Source organism: Nonomuraea sp. 3N208 (assembly GCF_052245935.1).
GTDB lineage: Bacteria > Actinomycetota > Actinomycetes > Streptosporangiales > Streptosporangiaceae > Nonomuraea.
Genome location: NZ_JBQQBR010000009.1, coordinates 144,208 through 168,938 on the forward strand (window position 1 = coordinate 144,208; position 24,731 = coordinate 168,938).

The following is a 24,731-nucleotide window of genomic DNA, read 5'->3' on the forward strand; positions in this document are numbered from 1 at the left end:
CTGGGATGCGAGCGGATGGGGCTGGGATGGCGGGGGCTGGGATGCGAGCGGATGGGGCTGCGATTACGGAGGCTGGAACGCACGGTGAAAGGACCGGGATGAGGGGGACTGGGATGGCGGAGCTGGGTGTGGGGATCGGCTGGCGGGCGGAGCTGGACCTGACGATCGAGCGTATGGACGGCGTCGACTTCGTCGAGGTGATCGCCGAGAACCTCAAGCCCGCCCACCTGCCCGAGTCGCTGCGCGTGTTGAGGGCCAAGGACGTGCCGGTGATCCCGCACGGCGTGTCGCTCGGCGTCGGAGCCGCCGAGCCGCCGTCCCCGGCCAGGCTCGCCCACCTGGCCGCCTGTGCCGAGGCGCTGGACGCGCCGCTGGTCAGTGAGCACCTGGCCTTCGTACGGGGCGGCGGTCTGGAGGCAGGGCATCTGCTGCCCGTGCCACGTACCCGTGAGTCCCTGCGGGTCATCACGGAGAACGTGCGCCGGTCCCAGGACGCGTTGCCCGTCCCGCTGGCCCTGGAGAACGTCGCGGCCATGTTCGGGTGGCCCGACGACGAGCTGACCGAGGGCCAGTTCCTCGCCGAGTTAGTGGAACGCACCGGCGTCGGGCTGTTGATCGACGTGGCCAATCTCTACACCAACCAGTTCAACCTGGGCCTGTCGGCGGTGGATGCGCTCGACGCGCTCCCGCTGGAGCACCTCGCCTACGTCCACGTGGCCGGCGGGTACGAGCACCAGGGCATCTGGCACGACACGCACACCACCACCGCGCCCCAGCCGGTGCTCGACATCCTCACCGAGCTGTGTGCCCGGGCCACCCCGCCGGGCGTGCTGCTGGAGTGGGACGACGACTTCCCGAGCGACGCGGCGCTGGGGAACGAGCTGTCCAAGATCAGAACCGCGATGTCCCTGGCTGGGGAGGCCCGGTGACGCTCGAGCCGGCCGAGACGCCGGCGCGCCCGGAGGAGGCTCAGGCGCGGCTGGCGGAGGCTCAGGCGCGGCTGGTCGCGGCCCTGGTCGCCGGGGGCGACATTCCTGAGGGCTTCGACCGGGAGCGGATGCGGGCGCAGGCGGCGAGTCTGATCGCCAAGCGGCGCGGCATCGTGGCCAGGATCCGCCCCGACACCGCCATGGCCGCCGGGCCCGACCTGGCGGCGGAGTTCGCCGCCTACGCGCGCTCCCGTACCGCGCCGCCGCCCAACTACCGCACCGACGCCGACGACTTCGCCGCCTGGCTGCGCGAGCGCGGCCGGATGCCCGAACCGCCCCATCGCAGGCCCCGCTGGTGGTCCCGCCTCCTGCCCTAGACACGATGTCCAACGGAGGGCGGCGCGTCCGGGTTTAGGTGGCTTTCGGGGGGAAACCCTGGGGGGATGGGGGGACTGCGCTGCGTCGATGGATCTTTTCTGAGCGTCACGCCTGTGGCGTGCACAGACAGCGTGGGCACGCCCTATGAGGTCACCCTGGAGCTGCACCGCGACGGCACACCGTACGGCAGCGTGGGCGAGCGCTGCGGCTGGCTGCTCGCCCGCCTGGCACGCGGCGTCGACGAGGCCCGCCGGGGCCAGGGCGAGGCCAGGCGGTGGGCCGACCCCGACGACAGGTTCCCCGGCGAGGAACCGGACGGCGAGCTTTTCTCCTTTCGCTACCGCAGCAGAACCGGCTTGGTAGGCGGCGGAGAGCTCAGCTGCCGCCTGCGCACGATCCCCCTCTGGATGCCGCGGCGCGGCAGGCGCGGTGAATGGCGGCTGACCAGAAGGGCGTACGTGGAGGCGTGGGGCAGCACGGGCGTGGGCATGAGGGCTGTGCTGACGTCGGCCGAGCTGTCGGCGTTCGTACGCGGCCTCGTCGAAGAGGCCGAGGGATGTCTGGAAGGAAGAGATCTGGTAAGGAATCCAGTACGAGGACTGGGCACGGCCGAAACGCGGTGATAATTGCCTGTTGGGTCATTGGACCGAAGGCACTGCATCGCCAGGGAGGCACTTCGTGGGCCTGCGTGACCTGGTCTACCGGCTGTACGAGCGCCGGCTGGAGGCCAAGCTGTCGAAGGACAGCATCCCCCGGCATGTCGGGGTCATCATCGACGGCAACCGCCGCTGGGCGCGCGCCATGGGCATGCGCGACGTGGCCACCGGCCACCGCAAGGGCGCGGACAAGATATCCGAGCTGCTCAGCTGGTGCCGGGAGACCGGCGTCGAGGTCGTCACCGTCTGGATGCTCTCCAACGACAACCTCAACCGGCCGCGCGAGGAGCTGGAGCCGCTCCTGGGCATCATCGAGGACGTCACGCAGGAGCTCGTGGCCGAGGGTTGGCGGATCATCCCGGTCGGCGCGCTCGACCTGCTCCCCGACCGGACGGCGAATGTCCTAAAAAATGCAAAGGAAGTGTCATCACACCGTCCAGGCCTGATTGTGAACGTTGCAGTTGGGTATGGAGGAAGACGTGAGATTGCCGATGCGGTGCGCTCACTGCTCCAGGAGCATGCGAGCAAGGGAGCGAGCATCGAGGACCTCGTCGAGGTGCTCGATGTCGAGCACATCGCGGAGCATCTCTACACTCGCGGCCAGCCCGACCCGGACCTCCTCATCCGGACCTCGGGCGAGCAGCGCTTGTCCGGCTTCATGTTGTGGCAGAGCGCTCATTCCGAGTTCTACTTCCACGAGGCCTACTGGCCGGACTTCCGCAGGGTCGATTTCCTGCGGGCGCTGCGTGACTACGCTGCGAGACACCGACGTTACGGTTCTTAGCACGACAATCGGGCATCAAGGACGTAACGTTAGAAGTGTCCGACCACAGGCCGGACACTCCGGAGAGGGCCCGCCTTTGCACCAACATTTGCCGAGGGGGCCGGAACCCGGCACCGACGGCATTTGGCGGTCGGGGGAGCGGGTCCGGTCCGATTCCCGCCTCGTCTGCAGGGCGCCCGCACGTATGGGCGCCCGGGGGAGAACGTGTGGCAGTGTCCTCGAGCAACCCTTCGACCAAGCCGACCAAGCGCACGTACGTGCTGGACACCTCGGTCCTGCTGGCCGACCCGGCGGCGATGACCCGCTTCGCCGAGCACGACGTCGTCCTTCCGATCGTGGTCATTACGGAGCTGGAAGGTAAGCGGCACCACCCCGAGCTCGGCTACTTCGCGAGGAAGGCCCTGCGCTACCTCGACGACCTGCGCGTGCAATACGCCAGGCTCGACGAGCCCATGCCCACGGGGGACGGCACGATCAGGGTTGAGCTCAATCACAGCGATCCGTCCATCCTGCCCGTGGGGTTCCGCCTTGGCGACAACGACACCCGCATCCTGACCGTGGCGCGCTCGCTGGCCGCCGAGGGTTGCGACGTCGTCCTGGTGTCCAAGGACCTGCCCCTGCGGGTCAAGGCGGCCTCGATCGGCCTGGTGGCCGAGGAGTACCGGGCCGAGCTCGTGCACGAGTCAGGCTGGACCGGGATGTCCGAGATGCAGGTGACCACGGAGGACGTCGAGACGCTCTTCGAACATGGCACGGCGGACCTGGAGGAGGCCAGGGACCTGCCGACGCACACCGGGCTGCGGCTGCTGTCCGCTAAGGGTTCGGCCCTGGGCCGGGTGCTGCCGGACAAGTCGGTGCGCCTGGTCCGCGGCGACCGTGAGGTGTTCGGCCTGCACGGCCGCTCCGCCGAGCAGCGCATCGCGCTGGACCTGCTGATGGACCCCGAGATCGGCATCGTCTCGCTCGGCGGACGGGCCGGCACGGGCAAGTCGGCGCTGGCGCTCTGCGCGGGCCTCGAAGCGGTCCTGGAGCGCCGCCAGCACCGCAAGGTGGTCGTCTTCCGCCCGCTGTACGCCGTGGGCGGCCAGGAGCTCGGCTACCTGCCGGGCACCGAGGGCGAGAAGATGGGCCCCTGGGCGCAGGCCGTCTACGACACGCTGGGCGCGGTCACCAGTCCCGAGGTGATCGAGGAGGTGCTCGACAGGGGCATGCTGGAGGTGCTCCCGCTGACGCACATCCGCGGCCGGTCGCTGCACGACGCGTTCGTGATCGTGGACGAGGCTCAGTCGCTCGAACGCGGGGTGCTGCTGACCGTGCTGAGCCGGATCGGCGCCAACTCGCGGGTCGTGCTCACCCACGACATCGCCCAGCGCGACAATCTGCGGGTCGGCAGGCACGACGGCGTGGTCGCAGTGGTGGAGAAGCTGAAGGGGCATCCGCTCTTCGCCCACGTCACGCTGACCAGGTCCGAGCGCTCCCCGATCGCCGCGCTGGTGACGGAGATGCTCGAGGACATCACCATGTGATCATTCCAGATCGGGACACGTGTGCCGCCCCTCGTCCTTCGGGGGGCGGTTCTCGTTGTCCCGGATGATCCTGACCTGCTCGAACGCCGCGTCCTGCTGCGCCGTGCAGACGATCTGCGCCATCCCGAGTCGGCTCAGCGGGCCCTCGCCCCGGATGTAGACGGTCAGCGTCGAGGTGCGCGGGAGTATCACCTCATCGCGCCGTACGGGGTTGAGCGAGTCCTTGACCCTCAGGTACGTGAACCCGCGCAGCTCCGTGTCCCGGTCGCCGAGCGGCTGCGCGGAGGCCGCGAACAACGCGCCGAGCAGGCTCTCGACGGTGTCGTTAGCCACATCGGCCGGCTCAAGCGTGAGCTTGCCGTCCCTGATCAGGTAGATCGTCTTGGACGGAGGCGGGATCCTGGTGGTGGGCGCGTTCTCCCGGTCGAGGACGTCGGTGGGCGAGATGCCGCACGCGGCCACGACCATGAGCGTGGCGGCCGCCATGAACGCGGCGGCATATGGCGACCGAGCCGCCGAACGGAGTGAGGCCATGAACCGTGCGTTCATGCGTGGGGGAGCCAGACCGTGAAGAGGGTGCCGGGGTTCTGGGTGCGGACCGAGATCGTGCCGCCGTGCAGGTGCACGTTCGCCCTGGCGATGGCCAGGCCCAGCCCGCTGCCTTGGCTGCGGGACCGGCCGGCGCCTGCTTTGAAGAAACGATCGAAGACGTGGGGCAGCGCCTCACGCGGGATGCCCTTGCCGTGGTCGCGCACCTTCACCTCCAGGCCGTTCTCGGTGCTCCTGGCGTTGACCACCACCGGGGGCAGGCCGTGCTTGAGCGCGTTGCCGACGAGGTTGGCCACGATGACGTCGAACCTCCTCGGATCGAGGTTGCCGGTCAAGCCCCGGGAGGCGTTCACCTTCACCTGATCGCTCCACCCGCGCGTCTCCAGGCAGTCGGCGATGGCGTCGGCCACGTTGACGGGCTCGAGGTTGAGCGTGGCCGTGCCCGCGTCGAAGCGGCTGATCTCGATGAGGTGCTCGACCAGCTCGCGCAGGCGCTCGATCTCTCTGAGCACCAGCCGTACGGCCTGCGCCGGCGCCTCGGGCAGCCGGCCGGCCTCCTCCGAGAGCACGTCGGCCACGGCCGTCATGGCGGTCAGCGGCGTACGCAGCTCGTGCGAGACGTCCGCCACGAACCTGCGTGACATGGCCTCGAGCGAGCGCAGCTCCGACACGCTCAGCTCCAGTGCCGCCGCCGCGTCGTTGAACCTGGCGGTCAGCCCGGCCAGCTCGTCCTGCCCGTGCACGGGCAGCCGCGTGTCCAGCTTGCCCTCGCCCAGCGCCTGCGCGGCCGCGCTCAGCCGCCGCACGGGGAGTAACACCTGCCGGGCCGACAGCAGCGACACGACCACGGCGATCAGCACGATGGCGAATCCGCCCTGGAACAGCCTGGCCCTGAGCGCGTTCAGCTGGTTCACGTCGGCGCGCATGGGGAAGAACACGAACGCCCTCAGGCCGGTGGCCTCGGGGCGGCCGGAGTTGGCCCGGTAGACCTCGGCGCCGACGATGAACCACAGCTCGTTGCGGATCACCCTGCGCTGGGTGACGACGCTCTGCTTGGCCCGGCCGTACAGCTCGTTGGGCACGTCGCTCAAGGCCATCGGGCCGTTGACGGAGACCAGGTCTCCGTACTCGATGATGACACCACGGCCGGGCGCGCCGAGGGTCTGGGCCAGGCGGTCCAGCTCGATGTTCGTCGGCGGGGCCTCGCCGGGACGCATCCTGCCGGCGGGGAAGTCGATGCTGCTCAGTTCCCTGGTCACCAGGTCGAGCGACGTGGTCTCGGTCCTGGTCACCAGCGCTGTTTTGGCCAGCTCGAAGCCGATCGTGGCGACCAGCATGGAAGCGGTGACGGCGACGAGCGTGAACGTGATGACCAGGCGTGCTCGCAAGCCGGTCGGCAACGGGATCACGGAGGGCTGAACCGATAGCCGAACCCGCGCACCGTGTGGATGAACACGGGCTCGGCGGGCTTCGGCTCGATCTTCGCGCGGACACGCTGCACGCAGGCGTCCACCAGCCGCGAGTCGGCGATGTGCGTGTGGTCCCAGACGGCCCGCAGCAGGTAGCGGCGGTTGAGCACCTGCCCGGGATGGCGGACGAGCTCCAGCAGCAGCCGCAGCTCGGTGGGCGTCAGGTGGATCTCCTTGCCGGCCAGCATGACCTTGAGCGCGCCGCGGTCGATCACGAGGTCGCCGAACGTGATGCGATCCGAGGCGGCCGACTCGGCCCTGCGCAGGATGGCGCGGATCCGCGCGTCCAGCACCCGCGGCTCGACCGGCTTGACCACGTAGTCGTCGGCGCCGGCCTCCAGGCCGACGACCACGTCGAGGTCGTCGCCCCTGGCCGTGAGCAGGATGACGGGCAGCTGATCCAGCTTGCGCACCCGGCGGCACACTTCGACCCCGTCGATTCCGGGGAGCATGACGTCCAGGATCGCGATCTCGGGGCGGCGGGCCCTGATGTGGTCGAGAGCCTCCTCGCCGGTCGCATAGGACGTGACGGAGTGACCCTGCCGGGTCAGCGCCAGCTCTAGAGCTGCACGGACCGAGGGATCGTCTTCAACAAGGAGGATGCCAGCCACGCGCACATTATTATTCCATGTCCCGAATGCCCGAACTAAGTCACCAAACTGTGACATGCCAACTACGGGATCCCGAAGAACCGACGAAATCATGGAAGCGGCTTCCCTTCGGTTACGGGCGCCCGAAGGGGAGCCGACATGCTGTGACGAAAATCACACTATTCCGAAATGCCACGCTAACGTGCTGGTTAGCCAAGGTATCCCCAAGCGATTCCCGCGTTTCGGTTGCGCAGCACCCCCCTGGACAGGGCAAGCTCATGGATCGTGAGCCCCGGTCCGCGTTTGAGTGAGCGCCCCCCGAGAGAAGACATCCCCTCGGCGCGCCGGCCTTCGCGCTTCACGCCGAAGCGCGTCGCCATCACCGTCCTGGCCATTGCGATCATCGGCGGCGGCGGTGGGTTCGTCGCCTACCGCGCCATCGAGAACGCCAACGAGCCGCCTACCGATGGGCTCACGCTCGAGGACATGGGCAAGCTGGCCAGCGGCGACCTGTCCGCGCCCGATCCGGAGACCGACGCGCTCAAGGCCGCGGCCGAGCAGGCGTTCCGGGCGGACAAGCTGGAGAAGGGCCGGTCCGGGGCCGGTGACAACCCCGACGACATCGACTGGGTCGTGCCGAAGCAGGCACCCTCCGGCGACGGGTTCCCCGCCGTGAACTTCCCGCCGGGCAGCGACCCCTCACCGGGCAGCAACAAGGCCACCGCCAAGGCCATGCTCGGGGGGTTCGGTTTCGGCGAGGACCAGTGGGGCTGCCTGGAGCGGCTCTGGCACAAGGAGAGCGGCTGGAACGAGCGGGCGATGAACCGCTACTCCGGCGCGTACGGCATCCCGCAGTCCCTCCCCGGCAGCAAAATGGCCAGCGCAGGCGCCGACTGGCAGACCAACGCCGCCACCCAGATCAAGTGGGGCCTGGGCTACATCAAGGGCCGCTACGGCACCCCGTGCGCCGCTTGGGGTCACTCCCAGCGGGTCGGGTGGTATTAGTCCTAGAGAGGCACAGCCAGAGGTCAACTTTCCTTCTGTAATCGGCAAGCCGCCGCGCCCGAATCGTGTAGACGGGCGGAGGCTGACCGCATGGGTGTGAAGGTCAGTGTGATCGTCAATGTCCACAATCCGGGTGACACCGCCGACGCGTGCCTCCGCTCCGCGCTCGAGCAGACGATGCCCGCAGCCGACTACGAAGTGATCCTCGTGGACGACGGTTCCACGGATGGGATCGGGGAGCGGCTGGACGCCATTGCGGCGGCCCGCGACAACGTACGCACGTTCCACCTGCCGTACACGGGCTCGCCGATGCGCGGCCGCAACGTCGGCCTGGCGGCCGCGACCGGCGACTACGTCTACTTCCTCGATCAGCGCGACCGGCTGGAACGGGACGCGCTCGCAGTCATGCACGAGCGCGCCGTGGAGACCGACGCGGACGTGCTGATCGGCCGCCTGGTGCGCGACCACGGCTCACCGCTGGTCGCCTTCGCGCGGAGCACCGCCCGCGCCGACATCCTGCGAGACCGCCTGCTCTGCCTGCTCAGCCCTCAGCAGCTCTACCGGCGTGCCTTCCTGGAGGAGCACGAGCTCGGCTTCGGCATGCCCGGCGGGCGGCTGGCCGAGCAGGCCTTCGTGATGCGGGCGTACCTGCAGGCCAAGGTCATCGCCGTGCTGGCCGAGCACATATGCTGCCACCTCGGCGAGCGGCCCAAGGCCGAGGAGGACCCGCGGGCGATGGTCAAGGAGCTCAGGGGGCTGCTCGACGACATCGACACCTACGTCGGCAAGGGGCGGCAGCGTGACCGCATGTACGGCTACTGGTTCCGCTACGCCGTTCTCCGCCCGCTGCTGACCAGCCGGTTCGCCGATTCCTCCGTCGACAGGGGGATGCACTTCCGCCTCGTTCAAGAGCTCATGTCCGAGCGCTTTCCCGAGCGGCTCGACCGCTATCTGCCCTGTCAGCTGCGCGCCGTCGCCGCGTTCGTCAGGGAGGGCCGCCTCGACCAGATCGTGATGCTGGCCGGCTCCTCCAGGCGGGCCGGGCTCCACGCCGAGCTCACCGAGGTGCGCTGGGACGCCCACGTCCTGGTGCTCGAGCTCACCGTCGAGGTCAAGGGCGGCGACGGCCGGCTCGACCGATACCGTACGGACGGCACGCGCCTGCACTGGATCCCGCCGCGCGCCATCGACGCCAAGCTGCTCGGCGACAGCGTCACCGACGTGAGCGAGGCCGTGGAGCGGGCCCGCATCGAGGTCTACGTGCGGCACGCCGAGACCGGCGTCGTGCACTTCCTGCCGCTGGCGCAGCGGGTGGAGGTGGTCGAGGACGGCCGCCGCCGGGTCCGGGTGCAGATCAAGGGCGAGACCAGGATCGACGTGACCGCCGCCGCGCTCGGGGAGCCGCTCAGCCCTGGCCACTGGGAGGTGCACGTCCGCATGTTCGGCGGCGCCACCCAGGCCAGGAGCCGGGTCAGCCACCCCGACGGCCCGCTCAACTGCCTGGGCGTGCTGGCCCAGCGGCCCAGGACGCGGCTGGTGGTGCCGTGCTGGACCGATCGGGGCGAGCTGGGCCTGGCCGTCGAGCCGCGCTCGTTCTCCGAGTCGATCGCGCTGGTGTCGCCGGGGGTGGAGGTCAAGCAGATGGACGGGCACGCGTACGTCGTGCTGCCGGTGCCGTACGTGCCGCCGAGCGGCGGCCCGCCGCTGGAACTGGTGCTGCGCAGCGCCGGGCGCAGGGACCGCGAGGTCTGCGCCCCCGCGCTGGTCGAGGCCGGGGTGCCGGGCAAGCTCGCTGGGCAGCTCGTGGCCAAGCTGCCGGTCAGCCGGCTGCCGAGTGCCGACCATCTGGGTCCCGGCAGCTGGTTGACGTCGCTGCGCTCACCGGACGAAGAGGTCGGGCTGCGCTTCGCGCTGGAGGTACGCAGGGGCAAGGTCGAGGTACGTCCCGCCGCCGCCGTCGCCCCCGAGCGCCGCTCGGCGATGGGCAGGGGCACCATGCTGCACCGGATCTGCCGGCGGCTGCCCGGCGCGCGGCACATCATGCGCCTTGCGCGCGCGGGCGGGCACCGCTATCTCAGCTGACCCAGCCCTCGAGCTCCTCGAAGGCGTTCCTGAAGACGGGCAGCATCGGCTTCAGCCGATCGGGGTAGACGTCCACCAGGCTGTCCAGGTGGTTGCCGCCCTCGACCCGGTAGTACTTGAACGGCCGGTGCGGTCCGACCATCTCCGCGTAGACGTCGGAGTCGCGGGAGATCGGGAGCAGCGTGTCGAGCGTCCCGTGAATCGTGATCAGCGGCTTGGTGATCCGGCCGGTCAGTGCGATCTTCGCCACGGCGGCGTAGGGCTTGCGCGCGTCGTAGTCGTAGTCGGCCGCCGCGCCCTGGTAGGACGGGTCCAGCTCCTTCTGGTAGAGCTGCTGGGTGAGCTCCCAGTAGTACTGCCGGTGGAACGGCCACAGGAATTCCGAGCCCGCTGCGAACCCGGCCGCCCGCACCCCGGCCTCGTCCGGGTACGCCGTCAGCGCCGGCGGCAGGAAGTTCAGCAGATTGTCGCCCTTGACCCGCCAGAGCGTGCCTTCCCAGTCCACGCCGCCGTCGTAGAGCCAGCCGCGGTTCTCCAGCTGCCACCTGACGAGGTAGCCGCCGTTGGAGATGCCCGCGACGAACGTGCGCTCGGGCTTCTTGCCGTACCGCTCCCCGACCACGGCCTTGGCGGCCACGGCGAGCTGGGTGACGCGGTGGTTCCACTCGGCGATGGCGTCGCCGGGGCGGCTGCCGTCCTGGTGGAAGTTCACGCCGACGTTGCCCTTGTCGGTGGCGGCGAAGGCGTACCCCTTGGACAGGACCCAGTCGGAGATCGTGTAGTCGTTGGCGTACTGCTCCCTGTTGCCGGGGGTGCCGCTGACGACCAGGCCGCCGTTCCAGTTGTCGGGGAGCCTGATCACGAACTGGGAGTCGTGGTTCCAGCCGCGCGTGGCGTTGGTGGTGGAGGTGTCGGGGAAGTAGCCGTCGATCTGCGTGCCGGGCACGCCCGTCGGGTTGACCGTGGCGGCCGAGTGCAGCCCGGCCCAGTCGGCGGGGTCGGTGTGGCCGGTCTTCGCGGTGCCGGCCGTGGTCAGGTCGTCGAGCGTGGCGACGACCGCGCGTTCCGCGCCGGGCACCGTGAGCTGCTGGGGCGCCGTTAACAGACTCGCGACCAGGGTGAGCGCGACGATCATCTATGCCTCTCTCAGGTGACCGGCCAGCAGGCGCCGGAACTCTTCTGGGTGCTCCAGGTGCGGGCTGTGGCCGCAGTCCTGGAGCACGGCCTCGCGGTACGGGCCGTACCGCTCCAGGACCGCCCTCGTCTGAGTCAGCATCGGCTGGGCGGGCGTGCCGGGCGAGCCGGGCACCACGCCGAGCGCCCCCAGGTGGGCCAGGTCGAACAGGGACGTGTCGGAGACGATCATGTCGTCGGCGCCCCTGATCCACAGGATGGGCGGCTTGGGGTCGATCTCGTGAAGGTCGTCGAGGCGGAAGTGGGTGGGGGCGATGGCGTTGAGCACGCCGTGTTTGCCCGGTGCCACACCCGGCCACGCGGCGGACGTGGCCCCGTCACCCGGGTAGTGCGTCTCACCGACCCGGGTGGTGAGCATCGAGCGCAGGTAGAAGTCCTCGTCGGGGACCTCGTGGTTGTTGACGTACGCGGAGCGGAAGACGTTGCGCGGGGACGTGGGTGACTCATCCGACATGTCGCCTGCCTTCAGCCGGGCCACGAAGTCCGGATTCGCGGCCCCCGCCCCCGAGCCCGCGCCGTCGGCGTGGGTCAGCCGGCCGTCGGCGCCTTCCGTGCCGCCGAAGCCGTACGGGGAGATGGGGTTGACCAGGGTGACGCTCCTGACGGCGCCTGGGCGGTCCCGCAGGGCCTGCAGGACGACGCCGCCGCCCATGCTCCAGCCCACGAGGTGCACCCCGTCCAGGCCGAGCTCCTCGATCAGCTCCAGGACGTCGTCGGAGTAGTCGCGCAGGCCTCGCGTGGCGTCCACCGGCTCGGGATCGCTCTCGCCGAAGCCGCGCAGGTCGACCGCGAGCGGGCGGTAGCCCTCCGGCAGCGCCGCCATGCTGTCGCGCCAGAACGCGGCCGAGGAGACGTTGCCGTGCACGAACAACACCGGCTCGCCGGACTCCCTGCCTGCGACGGTGAGGACGTTCTGGGTGAGCCGCGGCGTGGTGACCTTCATTGCGCGTGGATCCTTTCGGCCAGGTCGCGGCCCTGGGTCTCGCGGGCGGTGTAGACCGCGATCAGGGTGAGCACCGCCGCCAGACCAAGGTAGAGCGAAATGGGCACGCTGCTCGAGTAGGTCTTCAGCAGCGCCACCGCGATGAGCGGGGCCAGCGCGCCCGCCACGATCGCCGACAGCTGTGCGCCGATCGACACGCCGGTGTAGCGCATCCTGGTGCCGAACAGCTCGGAGAAGAACGCCGCCTGCGGGCCGTACATCATGCCGTGGAAGAGCAGGCCGACGGTGACGGCGAGGGTGATCGCGAAGAAGTTGCCCGTGTCGATGAGCGGGAAGAACGCGAAGATCCACACTCCGATGCCGGCGGCGCCGGCCAGGTAGATCGGGCGGCGGCCGACGCGGTCGGAGAGCGCGCCCCACATCGGGATCGTGACGAAGTGGATGGCCGAGGCGATCAGCACCGCGTTCAGCACGGTCGAGTTGGGGATGTTGTTGGACTTGGCGTAGGTGATGACGAAGACGGTCAGCAGGTAGAAGGAGATGTTCTCGGCCAGGCGGGCGCCGATGGCGGTGAGCACGTCCTTCCAGTGGTAGCGCAGCACGCCGACGATCGGCGCCCGCTCCTCGGGCGGGGCCTGCTGGAAGACCGGCGACTCACTGATCGACAACCTGATCCACAGGCCGATCAGCACCAGCACGCCCGACAGCAGGAACGGCACCCGCCAGCCCCACGACAGGAACGCCTCGTCCGGCTGCCAGGCGGCCAGCGCCGCCAGAACGCCGGTGGCCAGCAGGTTGCCGCCGGGTGCGCCGGCCTGCGGCCAGGAGGCCCAGAAGCCGCGCCGTGCGTTGTCGCCGTGCTCGGAGACGATGAGCACCGCGCCGCCCCACTCGCCGCCGAGCGCGAAGCCCTGCACGAGCCTGAGCGCCGTCAGCAGCAGCGCCGCGGCCGGGCCGAGGGTCTCGTACGTCGGCAGGCAGCCGATGAGGAACGTGGCGACGCCCATCATCAGCAGGCTGACGACCAGCAGCGTCTTGCGGCCCACCCGGTCACCGAAGTGGCCGAAGACCAGGCCGCCGAGCGGGCGGGCGACGAATCCGACGGCGTAGGTGAGGAACGCCAGCAGCGTGCCGGTCAGCGGGTCGGAGGTGGGGAAGAAGAGGGTGTTGAAGACGAGAGCGGCTGCCGAGCCGTACAGGAAGAAGTCGTACCACTCGATGGTGGTGCCGATCAGGCTCGCGGCGACGATCTTCTTGATGGAAGTGGCCATGCCGGTCACGCTAAAGAGTGACCGGCATCACTCATATGGAGTCCGGTCCCACAGTCTGTGGTGTGGATGTGTGGCCGAGCCGATGCAAGCGCAGCGCCAGCTGGATCTCCAGCGCCCGCTCCGGCTCCAGCCAGCCGTCGCCGAGCAGCTTGCCGATCCGGTCGAGCCGCTGCGTGACGGTGTTGACGTGGATGTGCATGGCCTCGGCCGTACGGGACGGCGAGCCGCCGGTGCCGAAGTAGGTGCTGAGCGTGTCGGCCAGGGCGGTGCCCCGGCGCGTGTCGTAGTCGATCACGGCGCCGAGCACCCGGTCCACGAAGCCGTGCACGTCGCGGCCGTCGCCCACGAGCAGGCCGACGAAGCCCAGCTCGGCCGCGCTCGCCCCATCGCCGGCCCGGCCCAGCGCGATCAGTGCCTCGGCGCACCGTCGCGCCTCCAGGTACGCCGCGGCCACGCCGCCAGTGACGCCACGCAGGTCCGCCGCGCCACCGCGCAGGTTTCCTGCGCCGGCGCGCACGCCACAGGCGCCTGCCGTGGCCGGGCTGTGCAACGACGCACTCAGCTCGGCGGCCACCCGTTGCGCGACGGCGCCCGCGTGGTCGCCGGGGACCAGCAGCACCACCTCGTCCCCGCGCCCCGCCGCCAGCCCGTGCCGCAGCGTGGCCTGTGACGACGCCCAGAACGCGGCTCGTTCGCGCTGCCCGCCGTGTTTGACCACCACCACGACATGGGGCGCCCCCAGATCGACTCCGAGCCTGCGTGCCCGGTCGGCGAGCCCGGGGGAGTCCGGCCGCGCGATCAGGTCGTCCAGCAACTCGCCCCTGACCCGGCCCTCGGCCTCGGCCACGCTCCTCCTGAACAGCAGCAGCAGCGCGCACACCAGCGCCGCCCGCTCCAGGATGCGTTCGTCGGCGTCGTCGCTGCGCAGGATGAGCGTGCACAACGGCTCTCCGCCGACGTCCACGGACGCGATCAGCAGATCGCCCCTGCGCACGGTACGCCCCAGCGCTCTGGACGCCTGCGCCGCCTCGAACACCCCGGAGTCGAGCTCCCCGACGTCACCCGTGATCGCCCGCCCCAGGTCGTCCAGCACTGCGAGGGACCCGCCGAGCACGTCGGTCACCACGGCGGCCACGTCTTCGATCCCGCCGCCGCGCAGCACCAGCGAGGTCATCCGGTCGTGGGCCAGCGCCGCCCGCTCCACCGCGTCGCCGTGCTCCCTGGCCGTCCGGTGCGCCTGGGACAGTTCCTCCAGCGCGTTCCTGGTCTCCTGCAGCAGCCTGGCGTTGTCGATCGCGACGGCGGCGTGCGCGGCCAGGCTGGCCAGCAGCGACACCTCCTCCTGGTGGAACGGCCTGGCGCTGCGGTTGGCCGCCATCAGCACACCGATCACCCGCTTGCCCAGCCGCAGCGGCACGCCCAGGATCGCGACCAGGCCCTCCTCCTTGACGGCCTCGTCGATGTGGTCCTTGTGCCGGAACCGGGCGTCGGCGAAATAGTCGGCCGTCGAGTACGGCGTCGCCGTCTGCGCCACCAGCCCGCCCAGCCCCGCGCCCATGGCCAGCCGCAACGCCCGGAATTTTGCGGAGATCGACCCGTCTGTGACCCGCATGTACGTGTCGCCTTGTTCAGGGTCGTGCAGCGTCATGTAGGCGATGTCGGTGGCCAGCAGCTGCCTGGCCCGGTGCACGATGGCCTCCAGCACGGCGTCCAGGTCACGCAGGGCGGCCAGGTCGCCGGCCGTGTCGTACAGTGCCGACAGCTCCGCCTCGCGCCTGGCCCGCCGCTTGAGCAGCGCACGCACCTTCAGCGCGGCGACCTTGGCCTGCTCCAGCTCCTCGATCTCGGCCGGGTCCGCACCCCGCGCCCTGGCCTCGATGATCGGCCCCTCGAATTCGACCGCCGACGCCTCCCTGGCGAGAAGCTCAAGGAAGCCCCTGCTCATTTGGCCCCACTCGGTGAGGCCGGCTCGGTCGCCAGACGCCGCGTGCTCACTACCGCGCCGTCCAACCACCATCTACCGGCAGCGACACGCCGGTGATGAACGCGCCGCTCGGCCCGCACAGGTAGGCGACCAGCTCGGCCACCTCCTCCGGCTCGATCAGCCGCTTGATCGCGGCGGGCTGCAGCATGATGTCCTCGACGACCGCGTCAGGCTCGATACCGTGCACCTTGGCCTGGTCGGCGATCTGCGCCTCGACCAGACCGGTCCGCACGTACGCGGGACAGACGCAGGTCGAGGTCACCCCATGGGGCGCCCCTTCGAGCGCCACGACCTTGGAAAACCCCTCCAGCGCGTGTTTGGCCGTCGTGTACGCCGACTTGTACGGCGAGGCCCGCAGCCCGTGCACCGACGAGATGTTCACGAACCTCCCCCAGCCGTTGGCGTACATGCCGGGCAACACCCGCCGCGCGATCAGGAACGGCGCCTCCACCATGACACGCATCATCGTGGCGAACACCTCGGGCGGGAACTCCTCGATCGGCGCGACGTGCTGGAACCCGGCGTTGTTCACCACGATATCGATGGGCTCGTCCGGCAGCGCGGCCACGAACCCCGAGTCGCTCAGATCGGCCACCACAGCCGTGCCGCCCAGCTCGGCGGCCACCTTCTCAGCGGGCTCGGCCCGCAGGTCGAGAACCAGCACCCTGGCCCCGGCCGCGGTCAGCCGGCGGGCGCAGGCCGCCCCGATTCCGCTCCCCGCCCCCGTCACCAGCGCGGTCCGCCCAGTCAGCTCCTTCGCCATACCCCGCACCCTAGGCGCTCGCCGCGCCGGGACGCATGGGTGCCAACGACATAGATCGGTGCCCTGCTATGTGGATCAACGGGTCTGCTATCTTTGGACACATGATCGCGTATTCGCTCCAGTGGTGGCCCGCCTCCTAGGCGGACCTCCTAGCGCATACGCACACGGCCGCCTCGACGAGGCGGCCGTCTGCATCTGCACACGCGCCCCCGTCGAGCTCTGTAGAAAGGGGCGCTCATCGTGACCACTACCACCACCACTTGGCCCGACCTGTTCGCCTTGCTCCTCGACGGCACGTCCCTCACCGCGCGCCAGGCCGCCTGGGCCATGGAGCAGATCGTCTCGGGAGAGGCCACGAACGCCCAGATCGCGGCGTTCGCCATCGCCCTGCGTGCCAAGGGCGAGAGCGTGGAGGAGGTGTCCGGGCTGGCCGACGGCCTGCTGTCCAGGTCGGCGGCGATCCGGATCCCCGGCGACCCCGTCGACCTCGTCGGCACCGGCGGCGACCGCGCCAACACCGTGAACATCTCCACCATGGCCGCCATCGTCGCCGCCGCCACGGGCGTGAAAGTGGCCAAGCACGGCGGCCGGGCGGCCTCGTCCAAAGCGGGCGCCGCCGACGTGCTCGAGGAACTGGGCGTGGTCATCGATCTGCCGCCCGCCGCGGTGGTCGAGGTCGCCGACAAGATCGGCATCACGTTCTGCTTCGCGCCCGCGTTCAACCCGGCGATGCGGCGCACCGCGGGGCCGCGTCGCGAGCTGGGCGTCCCCACGGTCTTCAACTTCCTGGCCCCGCTCACCAACCCCGCCCTCCCGCCTGCGCAGGCGGTCGGCGTCTACCACCCGGCGATGGCCCCCGTCATCGCGGGCGTCCTGGCCGAGCGTGGCGGCTCCTCACTCGTCTTCCGCGGCGACGACGGGCTCGATGAGTTGACCACCTGCGGCCCCTCGACGATCTGGGTGGTACGCCGCGGCACCGTGACGCGTACCGCCTTCGACCCCGCCGAACTGTCCATCCCGCGGGCCCGCCCAGACGACCTGCGCGGCGACGACGCCAAGCACAACGCCACCGTGGCGCGGGCCGTCCTGATGGGCGAGCCGGGACCGGTGCGGGACGTGGTCCTGCTGAATGCGGCCGCCGCCGTCGTGGCGGCCGAGGGCACGCCGCCCGCGGACGAGCTCGCCCCCGCCCTGGCCGGCGCCTACAAGCGTGCCGCCGACGCCGTGGACTCCGGCGCCGCCCTGTCCCTGCTCACCCGCTGGGGGCACGCCACGCGGGCGCTCGCGTCAGCGTCTGATCATTAGGTCTGATCCTTGAGGTCTGACCAGGGCCTGGTCATGGACAACACATCGAGCGCGGCGTCGAGCTGATCCTCTGTCAGGGTGCCGTCGGCCACGTGGCCGCGCTCGATGACGACCTCGCGGATGGTCTTGCGCTCCGCGAGCGCCTGCTTGGCGATCCTGGCGGCCTCCTCGTAGCCGACGTACTTGTTCAGCGGTGTGACGATCGAGGGGGACGACTCGGCGTACTCGCGCAGGCGGTGCGCGTTCGCCGTGATGCCCGTGACGCAGCGGTCGGCGAGCAGGCGTGAGACGTTGGCCAGCAGCCTGATCGACTCCAGGATGTTGCGTGCGATGACCGGCAGCTGCACGTTCAGCTCGAAGTTGCCGGACGCGCCGGCGAACGTGATCGCCGCGTCGTTGCCGATCACCTGGGCCGCGACCATCGCCGTGGCCTCGGGAATCACCGGGTTGACCTTGCCCGGCATGATCGAGGAGCCGGGCTGGAGGTCGGGCAGGTTGATCTCGCCCAGCCCGGCTCGGGGGCCCGAGCCCATCCAGCGGAGGTCGTTGGCGATCTTGGTGAGCGACACCGCCACCACCTTGAGTTGCCCGGACAACTCGACGATGGAGTCCTGCGCGCTCTGCGCCTCGAAATGGTCCGCGGCCTCCATGAACGGAATGCTCGTCGCCTCACGCAACTTGACGATGGCCGCCTGGGCGAATCCGGGCGGGGTGTTGATACCGGTGCCCACGGCGGTGCCACCCAGAGGCAGCTCCAGCACGTGCTCAAGGGCAGCGGACACACGTACGACGCCGTGGTCGATCTGTGTGGCGTAACCGCCGAACTCCTGGCCCAGCGTCACCGGTGTCGCGTCCATCAGGTGGGTGCGCCCCGACTTCACCACCCCGTCGAACTCGATCGCCTTCGCCCGCAACGCCGTCGCCAGGTGCTGGAGCGAGGGCAGCAGGTGGTACGTCACCTCGGTCGCGGCCGCCACGTGGATCGAGGTCGGGAAGACGTCGTTGGACGATTGGGAGGCGTTCACGTGGTCGTTCGGGTGCACAGGGCGGCCCAGCCGCTCCTCGGCGAGCGACGCGATCACCTCGTTGGCGTTCATGTTGGAGGAGGTGCCCGAGCCGGTCTGGAAGACGTCGATCGGGAAATGGTCGTCGTGCTCGTTCTCGGCGACGTCGGCGGCCGCCTGCGCGATCGCCTCCGCCATGTCCTTGTCGATCACGCCCAACTCGCCGTTGACCTCGGCGGCGACCGCCTTGATCAGGCCCAGTGCGGCGATGTGGGACGGCTCCAGAGGCCGTCCGGAAATCGGGAAGTTCTCCACCGCCCGTTGGGTCTGCGCGCGCCACCTCGCACCTGCGGGCACGCGAACCTCGCCCATCGAGTCATGTTCGATCCTGAACTCGCTCATGACTCCCAGTCTTACCCACGCCCTTCGAAGGCCGGCGGGGGTGTCATGCCCAACTGGTGGTGGTTGCGCTGCTCAGCCGGACATGCCTCCGCTCAGCTGGAGAAGAGCGCCACGATGAGCACGGCGATCACCACGGCGGCCGCGGCGGCCACCGCCATGAGCACCAGCATGCCGTTGCGGTTGCCCGCGGCCTTCTGCTCCTCCTGCCCGGCGATGGCGAACAGGTCCGTCCCCAGGCCCTGGCTCTGATGCGGTCCCTGCTGGCCCTGCTGGCCCTGCTGGCCCTGCTGGGGGCCCGCCTGCTGCGGGTTCTGCGGCATCGCGTGCGGCTGGGGCGCGTGCTGCTGCTGCCCCGCCGGAGGCGCGGGCAGCGGGTACACCTGCTGACCGGGCGAACCGCTCAGCGGTGTCTGGATGCGCATGGTGGAGATGGCGCCCTCGTCGCCGGGCTGCTGCGGCGGCGGTCCCTGCTGCGGCGCCGTCGGGGACGTCCCCTTGGGGCGCGCGATGCTCACCGTCCGCTCGGGATCGAACGCCGTCTCCGGGGACGACGCCTGAGGTCCACTGCCCTGCGCCCCGACCCCACGAGACGCTGCCCCCGGCCCGCCGGTCTGCGCTCCTGGTCCGCCTGCCGGCGAGCCGGGACCCTGCGCGGGGGGCTGCCGGCCCTGCGGGTAGCCGGTGCTCTGCGGCACGGTGGGCGCGTTCGGGCCGCGCACCGGCCCATGCGGCCCCGACGCCGGCCCGCGCCCGCCCCCCGGCCCCTGAGGCCCGGACACAGGCCCCGGCCCCGGCCCGCCAGGCCCACCGGCACCCCGTCCACCTACACCAGGCCCGCCCGCGCCCGGCCCACCTGGGCCGCCCGCACCAGGCGCACCCGCACCCGGTCGGCCCACGCCGGGCCCACCAGGGCCGCCGGGCCCACCAGGGCCACCCGCGCCGGGCCTGCCCCCAGCCGGTCCGCCCGCGCCGGGTCCACCTGGGCCTCCGCGGCCTGCGGGGCCGTGCCCGGGGGCGCCTGCGCCGGGACCGGCGGGCGCGCCAGGACCGGCGGGGCCGTGCACGCCGGGGCCCATCGGCCCGGGTCCAGGACCGCTGATGCCGGGGCCGCCAGGTCCTTGTGCTCCTGGGCCGGCCGGGCGTCCCTGCCCACCCGGACCGGCGGGGGCCTGAGCGACGGGGGGTTTCTGGGCGGCGAACGGATCGGGCAAAGCAGCCTCCTGCGCCATAAGAGCCTCGGCCGTCAGCGCCGGCATCTCGCTCGTCGGGGTGTCGGCGACCATGCGCAGCAAGGTCTCCGCCTTGGCAGCGTTGAGCCGCTGCCGGTAGTCCTTGTTGAGCAGCCCGTTCAGCACGGGCCGCAGTTGCCCGGCCTGCGTGGGCGGATCGGCGCTCTCGGTGAGCAGCGCCGCCAGCGTCTCCGCGATCGTGGACCGCTCATACGCCGGCCGCCCCTCGACCGCGAAGTAGAGCGTCGCGCCGAGGGACCAGATGTCCGACTCCGGGCCGGTGTAGTCACCCCTGGCACGTTCCGGGGCCGTGTAGCCGGGGGAGCCGATCACCATGCCCGTCTTCGTCAGCCGCGAGTCGCCCTCGGCCTTGGCGATCCCGAAGTCGGTCAGCACCACGCGGCCGCTCTCGGTGATGAGCACGTTGCCCGGCTTGACGTCGCGGTGCGTGATGCCCTGGGCGTGCGCGGCCCGCAGCGCGCCGAGCAGGTCGACGCCGATCTCGGCCACGAGCCGCGGCGGCAGCGGCCCCTCCTCCTCGATGACCTGCTCCAGCGAGCGGGCCTCGATGAGCTCCATGATGATCCACGGGCTGTTGTCCTGGATCAGTACGTCGTGAATGGCGGCGACGGAGGGGTGGTTGATCCGCGAGGCGATGCGACCCTCACGCACCATACGTTCGCGCAGCTCGGACCGCTGTTCCTCGGTGAGCCCCGGGTCCTGGCGGATTTCCTTGACCGCCACCTCGCGCCCGAGGGCGCGGTCGCGGGCTCGCCACACAGTGCCCATCGTCCCCCGACCGAGCGGGGCTATGAGCTCGTAGCGCTCCGCGAGCAGGCGTGTCTGCTGTTCCGGCATGAGAAGAAGATATCGATTCTCGCTTGGGAAGTGCTTTACCCTCGCTTGCGAAGTTCTCTTGGCCAGAACCGCCGAGGAAGGCACAACTTTATCACCGTCGCCTTGAAACGGGCATAAGCGGACGGTGTGGGTCGTGGTTCAACACGCTTCCTGTGCACGCCCTCGCCGGGTTTACGCTCCTGCCGCGGTACGGGAACGGTCATCGTCGTCGTGACGTCGGCCCGGTGCAGCCCGCGGTGCGCGGGCCTGCGTGTGAAAGACGGCGGTGTGATCCCAGGTCCGGAACGTCCGGGTTTGCGTGGGGTTAGCGGCTCCTCGGCCGAGCCGCCGGCGGCCACCCTGGCCAGCATGAGCGAGGCGCGTACGGAGTCGAGCCTGGTCTGGGGGTCGATCCTGAGCAGCGCGTCAAGCACGGGAGCGAGCGGGCCCGCCTTGGACATCGGGATGGGCTCGCCACTGGTGAGCGCCGCCAGCGCGGCGGCGGCCGTACGGCGGCCGTGCAGGCCCCTGCCCTCGACGGCGGTGTAGAGCGTCGCGCCGAGCGACCACAGATCGCCGGCCGGACTGGCCTTCGAGCCGAGCACCCGCTCCGGGGCGATGTATCCCGCGGACCCGAGTACGATCCCCGCCTGGGTGATGGAAACGTCACCTTCTAGTGCGGCCAGGCCGAAGTCGGTGAGCACCGCCCGGTCCTCGGTCACCAGCACGTTGCTCGGCTTGACGTCGCGGTGCAGGATCCCCTTGGCGTGCACGGCCCGCAGCGCGCCGAGGATCTGCCGGCCGATCTCGGCGACCCTACGCGGGTCGAGCGCGCCCTCCTCCTGGATGAGCTGCTCCAGCGACTTGGCCCTGAGCAGCTCCATCACGATCCACGGCCGGTCGTCCTCGGTGACCACGTCGAAGACGGTGATGACCGACGGGTGCGCGACCATCGCGGTCGCCCGGCCCTCGCGCTCGGTGCGTGCGCACAGCTCGGCACGCAGCTCCTCGTCGAGCACGGTGGGCAGCCGCACCTCCTTGACCGCCACGTGGCGGTTGAGCAGCTCGTCGTGTGCCCGCCAAACGGTGCCCATGCCGCCGCGCCCGACAGGCTCCATGAGCCGATAGCGCGCCGCGAGTAGGTAACCGGAGGGCGCACGCATGCCAGGCAGCTTACCTATTTGTGTAAACCGACCAGTAGAGGCGCGGCCGATAAATTGTTGCGAACTCAAGTCAACCCGCCTGACTTGCCCCGTCAGCAAACGCACGGATGGCGGTGCGTTGTTCACTCCCCGCAGCGATCGTGATCGTGGACCTGCGCGCCGACGAGCCGGACGGCTGATCGGCTCCCCGCCCGGTGAGCCGATCAGGTGCTCCGCGCAGTCCCAGCTCACCAGCGGTGTGTCGGTTGGCACACACGTGTGGCGCAGAAAGATGCATGATGCCAAGTAGAGGACTTTCAAGTACGGGGAAGGCCCGCTGACAGGAACTCAGGGGGCCGATAGCGAGTTGTAAGGGTGTCGTAAGGGGGCGGGGGCATGGTTAAGCCAAGAGAGAAGGCGATCTCCCAGAGACGGCCGAAAGTGTCAGTGCCGATCGTCACACTGGGGGTGAATCCGGAGCTCGACAACTAACCGCCGACCGTTGAGGGACGTGATGAAGATGCGCCAGACACAGGTTCGCCGCCGGCCGAGAAAGCCGACCGGAGCCGCACTGGACCTTCGCACGCCGTCGGGGCGCAAGCTCCCCTTTTGAAGACCCGGAATCAGCGCAATCTGAGAGGTGCGCGATGTGCAGTCACTACCCCCCTTGCCCCAGTGCCGACGCGCCTGACCGTGAGGCGTCGCACGTGATCTCGGCCCACCCCGACCAGGGCTGGAGCCTGTTGTGCAACGGTGTCGTGCTGTTCGAGGACACTGGCCTGCTGCTGCCGGACGGCAGCGTCGTGGCACCGCACCGGGCGCCGCTGCAACTCGCCGCCTGACCAACCCCAGGTCGCCCAACCCCTAGCTCACCCGACGCCGGTGCCGAGCGGTGCGAGACACCCGGCACCCTTAGGCGTCGGCAGGACACCCGCTCAGCGACGCCCGATCGTCAGGACCGGCCCCGTGCGATCGGTGAAGAAGTCATCGCCCTTGTCGTCGACGACGATGAACGCCGGGAAGTCCACCACCTCGATCTTCCAGATCGCTTCCATGCCCAGCTCGGGATATTCGAGCACCTCCACCTTCTTGATGCAGTCCTGGGCCAGCCTGGCCGCCGGACCGCCGATGGAGCCCAGGTAGAAACCGCCGTACTTCTGGCAGGCCTCCGTGACCTGCTTGGACCTGTTGCCCTTGGCCAGCATCACCATTGAGCCGCCCGCCGCTTGGAAGCGCTCGACGTAGGAGTCCATGCGCCCGGCCGTCGTGGGCCCGAACGAGCCGGACGCGTAACCCTCCGGCGTCTTGGCCGGTCCCGCGTAGTAGACGGCGTGGTCCTTCAGGTATTGAGGCATCTCGCCGCCGTTGTCCAGCAGCTCCGCGATCTTCGCGTGGGCGATGTCACGGGCGACCACGAGTGGGCCAGTGAGGGACAGCCGGGTCTTGACTGGATATTTCGTCAGCTCGGCGAGGATCTCCTGCATCGGCCGGTTGAGGTCAACTTGCACGACATCGTCGGACAGGTGCTCGTCGGTCGTCTCCGGGAGGAAGCGCGCCGGGTCGGTCTCCAACTGCTCCAGGAACACGCCCTCCGGCGTGATCTTCGCCAGCGCCTGGCGGTCGGCCGAGCACGAGACGGCGATGGCCACCGGGCAGGACGCCCCGTGCCTGGGCAGGCGGATGACGCGGACGTCGTGGCAGAAGTATTTCCCGCCGAACTGCGCCCCGATGCCCAGCTTCTGCGTCAGTTCGAAGACCTTCGCCTCCATCTCCAGGTCGCGGAATCCGTGGCCGGACGGCGACCCCTCGGTGGGGATGGAGTCGAGGTAGCGGGCGCTGGCGTACTTGGCGGTCTTGAGCGCGTACTCGGCGGAGGTGCCGCCCACGACGACCGCCAGGTGATACGGCGGGCAGGCCGCGGTGCCCAGCGAGCGGATCTTCTCCTCCAGGAAGGCCATCATGCGCTTCTCGTTGAGTACGGCCTTGGTCTCCTGGTACAGGAACGACTTGTTGGCCGAGCCGCCGCCCTTGGCCATGAACAGCAGCTTGTACTCGTCCGGATGGCCGTGCGGGTCCTCGGCGTAGAGCTCGATCTGGGCCGGCAGGTTGTTGCCGGTGTTCTTCTCCTCCCACATGGTGAGAGGGGCCATCTGCGAGTAGCGCAGGTTGAGCCGGGTGTAGGCGTCGTACACGCCGTGCGTGATGTGCTCGGCGTCGTGGCCGTCGGTCAGCACGTGGCGGCCGCGCTTGCCCATGACGATCGCGGTGCCGGTGTCCTGGCACATCGGCAGCACGCCGCCGGCCGAGATGGAGGCGTTCTTCAGCAGGTCGAGCGCCACGAAGCGGTCGTTGCCGCTGGACTCGGGGTCGTCGACGATCTTCCTGAGCTGGGCGAGGTGGGAGGCCCGCAGATAGTGGGAGATGTCATGGATGGCCGTCTCGGTGAGCAGCCGCAACGCCTCCGGCTCGACCTCGAGGAACGTACGCCCAGCCGCCTCGACCTTCCGCACCCCCTCCGTCGTGATCAGCCGATATTCGGTCTCATCGGCTCCCAGCGGCAGCAGGTCGGTGTAGTCGAACTCGCCCATGTCCATCCTTTCGCGTTGCCTAGAGATTACGCGTTCGCTCTCTCCCTTCGTGCTGCGACCGAGGCCTTCGCCGGCGATCGGCCGGGGTTCGCGCGGTGGCG

At 70.0% G+C, this 24,731-nt stretch carries 21 protein-coding genes; 9 read left to right on the forward strand and 12 right to left on the reverse strand.

The features are described from left to right. Window positions 1–113: 113 nt before the first annotated feature. From ACTWPT_RS15910 to ACTWPT_RS15930, 5 genes are all read left to right on the forward strand, one after another. Window positions 114–929, forward strand: a complete 816-nt coding sequence (locus ACTWPT_RS15910; RefSeq protein ID WP_443178136.1) for a DUF692 domain-containing protein — start codon at window positions 114–116, stop codon at window positions 927–929. Further along, window positions 926–1,306, forward strand: a complete 381-nt coding sequence (locus ACTWPT_RS15915) for a hypothetical protein (protein ID WP_443178137.1) — start codon at window positions 926–928, stop codon at window positions 1,304–1,306. Before ACTWPT_RS15910 ends, ACTWPT_RS15915 begins: the two co-directional genes overlap by 4 nt. A gap of 114 nt (window positions 1,307–1,420) precedes the next feature. Continuing rightward, on the forward strand, window positions 1,421–1,930 hold the full coding sequence (locus tag ACTWPT_RS15920; protein WP_443178138.1) for a hypothetical protein: 510 nt from the start codon (window positions 1,421–1,423) through the stop codon (window positions 1,928–1,930). A gap of 55 nt (window positions 1,931–1,985) precedes the next feature. Beyond that, window positions 1,986–2,747 carry an isoprenyl transferase gene (locus ACTWPT_RS15925; protein WP_443178139.1) on the forward strand — a complete coding sequence of 254 codons (762 nt, stop codon included), beginning with the start codon at window positions 1,986–1,988 and terminating at the stop codon, window positions 2,745–2,747. 206 nt (window positions 2,748–2,953) lie between these two features. Next, window positions 2,954–4,273, forward strand: coding sequence for a PhoH family protein (locus ACTWPT_RS15930; protein ID WP_443178140.1), 1,320 nt, complete (start codon window positions 2,954–2,956; stop codon window positions 4,271–4,273). Here ACTWPT_RS15930 and ACTWPT_RS15935 read toward each other — a convergent pair whose 3' ends face one another. From ACTWPT_RS15935 to ACTWPT_RS15945, 3 genes are read right to left on the reverse strand one after another with little or no spacing between them, the layout of a single operon-like run. After that, window positions 4,274–4,807 (reverse strand): hypothetical protein, encoded by a 534-nt coding sequence (locus ACTWPT_RS15935; RefSeq protein ID WP_443178141.1) that lies wholly within the window; start codon window positions 4,805–4,807, stop codon window positions 4,274–4,276. Window positions 4,808–4,818: 11 nt separating this feature from the next. Then, on the reverse strand, window positions 4,819–6,231 hold the full coding sequence (locus tag ACTWPT_RS15940) for an ATP-binding protein (RefSeq protein ID WP_443178142.1): 1,413 nt from the start codon (window positions 6,229–6,231) through the stop codon (window positions 4,819–4,821). Further along, window positions 6,228–6,902, reverse strand: a complete 675-nt coding sequence (locus ACTWPT_RS15945) for a response regulator (RefSeq protein WP_443178143.1) — start codon at window positions 6,900–6,902, stop codon at window positions 6,228–6,230. The genes ACTWPT_RS15940 and ACTWPT_RS15945 overlap by 4 nt, the downstream gene beginning before the upstream one ends. A 282-nt stretch (window positions 6,903–7,184) precedes the next feature. Between ACTWPT_RS15945 and ACTWPT_RS15950 the strand changes: the two genes are divergently transcribed. Continuing rightward, window positions 7,185–7,886, forward strand: a complete 702-nt coding sequence (locus ACTWPT_RS15950) for a lytic transglycosylase domain-containing protein (RefSeq protein ID WP_443178144.1) — start codon at window positions 7,185–7,187, stop codon at window positions 7,884–7,886. Between the two features lie 90 nt (window positions 7,887–7,976). Next, a complete protein-coding gene (locus tag ACTWPT_RS15955) occupies window positions 7,977–9,968 on the forward strand; it encodes a glycosyltransferase (protein WP_443178145.1) in 1,992 nt (663 codons plus the stop codon). Here the strand turns inward: ACTWPT_RS15955 and ACTWPT_RS15960 are convergent. Genes ACTWPT_RS15960 through ACTWPT_RS15980 form a run of 5 tightly spaced genes read right to left on the reverse strand, consistent with a single transcriptional unit; the run spans window position 9,961 to window position 16,123 of the window. Beyond that, window positions 9,961–11,103: a tannase/feruloyl esterase family alpha/beta hydrolase gene (locus ACTWPT_RS15960; protein WP_443178146.1), complete on the reverse strand. Its 1,143-nt coding sequence runs from the start codon at window positions 11,101–11,103 to the stop codon at window positions 9,961–9,963. The two genes, ACTWPT_RS15955 and ACTWPT_RS15960, sit on opposite strands and share 8 nt — an antisense overlap. After that, the gene (locus ACTWPT_RS15965) at window positions 11,104–12,105 is read right to left on the reverse strand and encodes an alpha/beta fold hydrolase (RefSeq protein ID WP_443178147.1); all 1,002 of its coding nucleotides are present in this window, start codon (window positions 12,103–12,105) and stop codon (window positions 11,104–11,106) included. Further along, window positions 12,102–13,376: an MFS transporter gene (locus tag ACTWPT_RS15970; protein ID WP_443178148.1), complete on the reverse strand. Its 1,275-nt coding sequence runs from the start codon at window positions 13,374–13,376 to the stop codon at window positions 12,102–12,104. Before ACTWPT_RS15970 ends, ACTWPT_RS15965 begins: the two co-directional genes overlap by 4 nt. 31 nt (window positions 13,377–13,407) lie before the next feature. Beyond that, window positions 13,408–15,321 carry a helix-turn-helix domain-containing protein gene (locus ACTWPT_RS15975; protein WP_443178149.1) on the reverse strand — a complete coding sequence of 638 codons (1,914 nt, stop codon included), beginning with the start codon at window positions 15,319–15,321 and terminating at the stop codon, window positions 13,408–13,410. A gap of 49 nt (window positions 15,322–15,370) precedes the next feature. Continuing rightward, window positions 15,371–16,123: a 3-hydroxybutyrate dehydrogenase gene (locus tag ACTWPT_RS15980; protein WP_443178150.1), complete on the reverse strand. Its 753-nt coding sequence runs from the start codon at window positions 16,121–16,123 to the stop codon at window positions 15,371–15,373. 240 nt (window positions 16,124–16,363) lie between these two features. On the opposite strand from ACTWPT_RS15980, the gene trpD reads away from it, so the two are divergent. Beyond that, the gene (gene trpD / locus ACTWPT_RS15985; RefSeq protein ID WP_443178151.1) at window positions 16,364–17,428 is read left to right on the forward strand and encodes an anthranilate phosphoribosyltransferase; all 1,065 of its coding nucleotides are present in this window, start codon (window positions 16,364–16,366) and stop codon (window positions 17,426–17,428) included. On the opposite strand, the gene ACTWPT_RS15990 is transcribed toward trpD, so the two are convergent. The 3 genes from ACTWPT_RS15990 to ACTWPT_RS16000 all read right to left on the reverse strand — a co-directional run bounded on the left by ACTWPT_RS15990 (window position 17,425) and on the right by ACTWPT_RS16000 (window position 22,063). Further along, a complete protein-coding gene (locus tag ACTWPT_RS15990) occupies window positions 17,425–18,834 on the reverse strand; it encodes a class II fumarate hydratase (RefSeq protein ID WP_443178152.1) in 1,410 nt (469 codons plus the stop codon). The genes trpD and ACTWPT_RS15990 overlap by 4 nt on opposite strands. 92 nt (window positions 18,835–18,926) lie before the next feature. Next, entirely contained in the window at window positions 18,927–20,921 is a 1,995-nt protein-coding gene (locus ACTWPT_RS15995; protein WP_443178153.1) for a serine/threonine-protein kinase, read from the reverse strand. 35 nt (window positions 20,922–20,956) lie between these two features. Further along, the gene (locus tag ACTWPT_RS16000) at window positions 20,957–22,063 is read right to left on the reverse strand and encodes a serine/threonine-protein kinase (RefSeq protein ID WP_443178154.1); all 1,107 of its coding nucleotides are present in this window, start codon (window positions 22,061–22,063) and stop codon (window positions 20,957–20,959) included. A gap of 626 nt (window positions 22,064–22,689) precedes the next feature. Here ACTWPT_RS16000 and ACTWPT_RS16005 point away from each other — a divergent pair. Then, window positions 22,690–22,884 carry a DUF5999 family protein gene (locus ACTWPT_RS16005; protein WP_443178155.1) on the forward strand — a complete coding sequence of 65 codons (195 nt, stop codon included), beginning with the start codon at window positions 22,690–22,692 and terminating at the stop codon, window positions 22,882–22,884. A gap of 93 nt (window positions 22,885–22,977) precedes the next feature. Here the strand turns inward: ACTWPT_RS16005 and ACTWPT_RS16010 are convergent, their stop codons facing one another. Next, on the reverse strand, window positions 22,978–24,630 hold the full coding sequence (locus tag ACTWPT_RS16010; protein ID WP_443178156.1) for a fumarate hydratase: 1,653 nt from the start codon (window positions 24,628–24,630) through the stop codon (window positions 22,978–22,980). Between the last annotated feature and the right edge of the window lie 101 nt (window positions 24,631–24,731).

What these genes read in the sequence shown, in the direction of transcription:
- ACTWPT_RS15910 (WP_443178136.1), top strand. Translation starts at nt 114, where the DNA reads ATGGCGGAGCTGGGTGTGGGGATCGGCTGGCGGGCGGAGCTGGACCTG.
- ACTWPT_RS15935 (WP_443178141.1), bottom strand. Translation starts at nt 4,807, where the DNA reads ATGGCCTCACTCCGTTCGGCGGCTCGGTCGCCATATGCCGCCGCGTTC.
- ACTWPT_RS15955 (WP_443178145.1), top strand. Translation starts at nt 7,977, where the DNA reads ATGGGTGTGAAGGTCAGTGTGATCGTCAATGTCCACAATCCGGGTGAC.
- ACTWPT_RS15960 (WP_443178146.1), bottom strand. Translation starts at nt 11,103, where the DNA reads ATGATCGTCGCGCTCACCCTGGTCGCGAGTCTGTTAACGGCGCCCCAG.
- ACTWPT_RS15965 (WP_443178147.1), bottom strand. Translation starts at nt 12,105, where the DNA reads ATGAAGGTCACCACGCCGCGGCTCACCCAGAACGTCCTCACCGTCGCA.
- ACTWPT_RS15970 (WP_443178148.1), bottom strand. Translation starts at nt 13,376, where the DNA reads ATGGCCACTTCCATCAAGAAGATCGTCGCCGCGAGCCTGATCGGCACC.
- ACTWPT_RS15975 (WP_443178149.1), bottom strand. Translation starts at nt 15,321, where the DNA reads ATGAGCAGGGGCTTCCTTGAGCTTCTCGCCAGGGAGGCGTCGGCGGTC.
- ACTWPT_RS15980 (WP_443178150.1), bottom strand. Translation starts at nt 16,123, where the DNA reads ATGGCGAAGGAGCTGACTGGGCGGACCGCGCTGGTGACGGGGGCGGGG.
- ACTWPT_RS15990 (WP_443178152.1), bottom strand. Translation starts at nt 18,834, where the DNA reads ATGAGCGAGTTCAGGATCGAACATGACTCGATGGGCGAGGTTCGCGTG.
- ACTWPT_RS15995 (WP_443178153.1), bottom strand. Translation starts at nt 20,921, where the DNA reads ATGCCGGAACAGCAGACACGCCTGCTCGCGGAGCGCTACGAGCTCATA.
- ACTWPT_RS16000 (WP_443178154.1), bottom strand. Translation starts at nt 22,063, where the DNA reads ATGCGTGCGCCCTCCGGTTACCTACTCGCGGCGCGCTATCGGCTCATG.
- ACTWPT_RS16005 (WP_443178155.1), top strand. Translation starts at nt 22,690, where the DNA reads ATGTGCAGTCACTACCCCCCTTGCCCCAGTGCCGACGCGCCTGACCGT.
- ACTWPT_RS16010 (WP_443178156.1), bottom strand. Translation starts at nt 24,630, where the DNA reads ATGGGCGAGTTCGACTACACCGACCTGCTGCCGCTGGGAGCCGATGAG.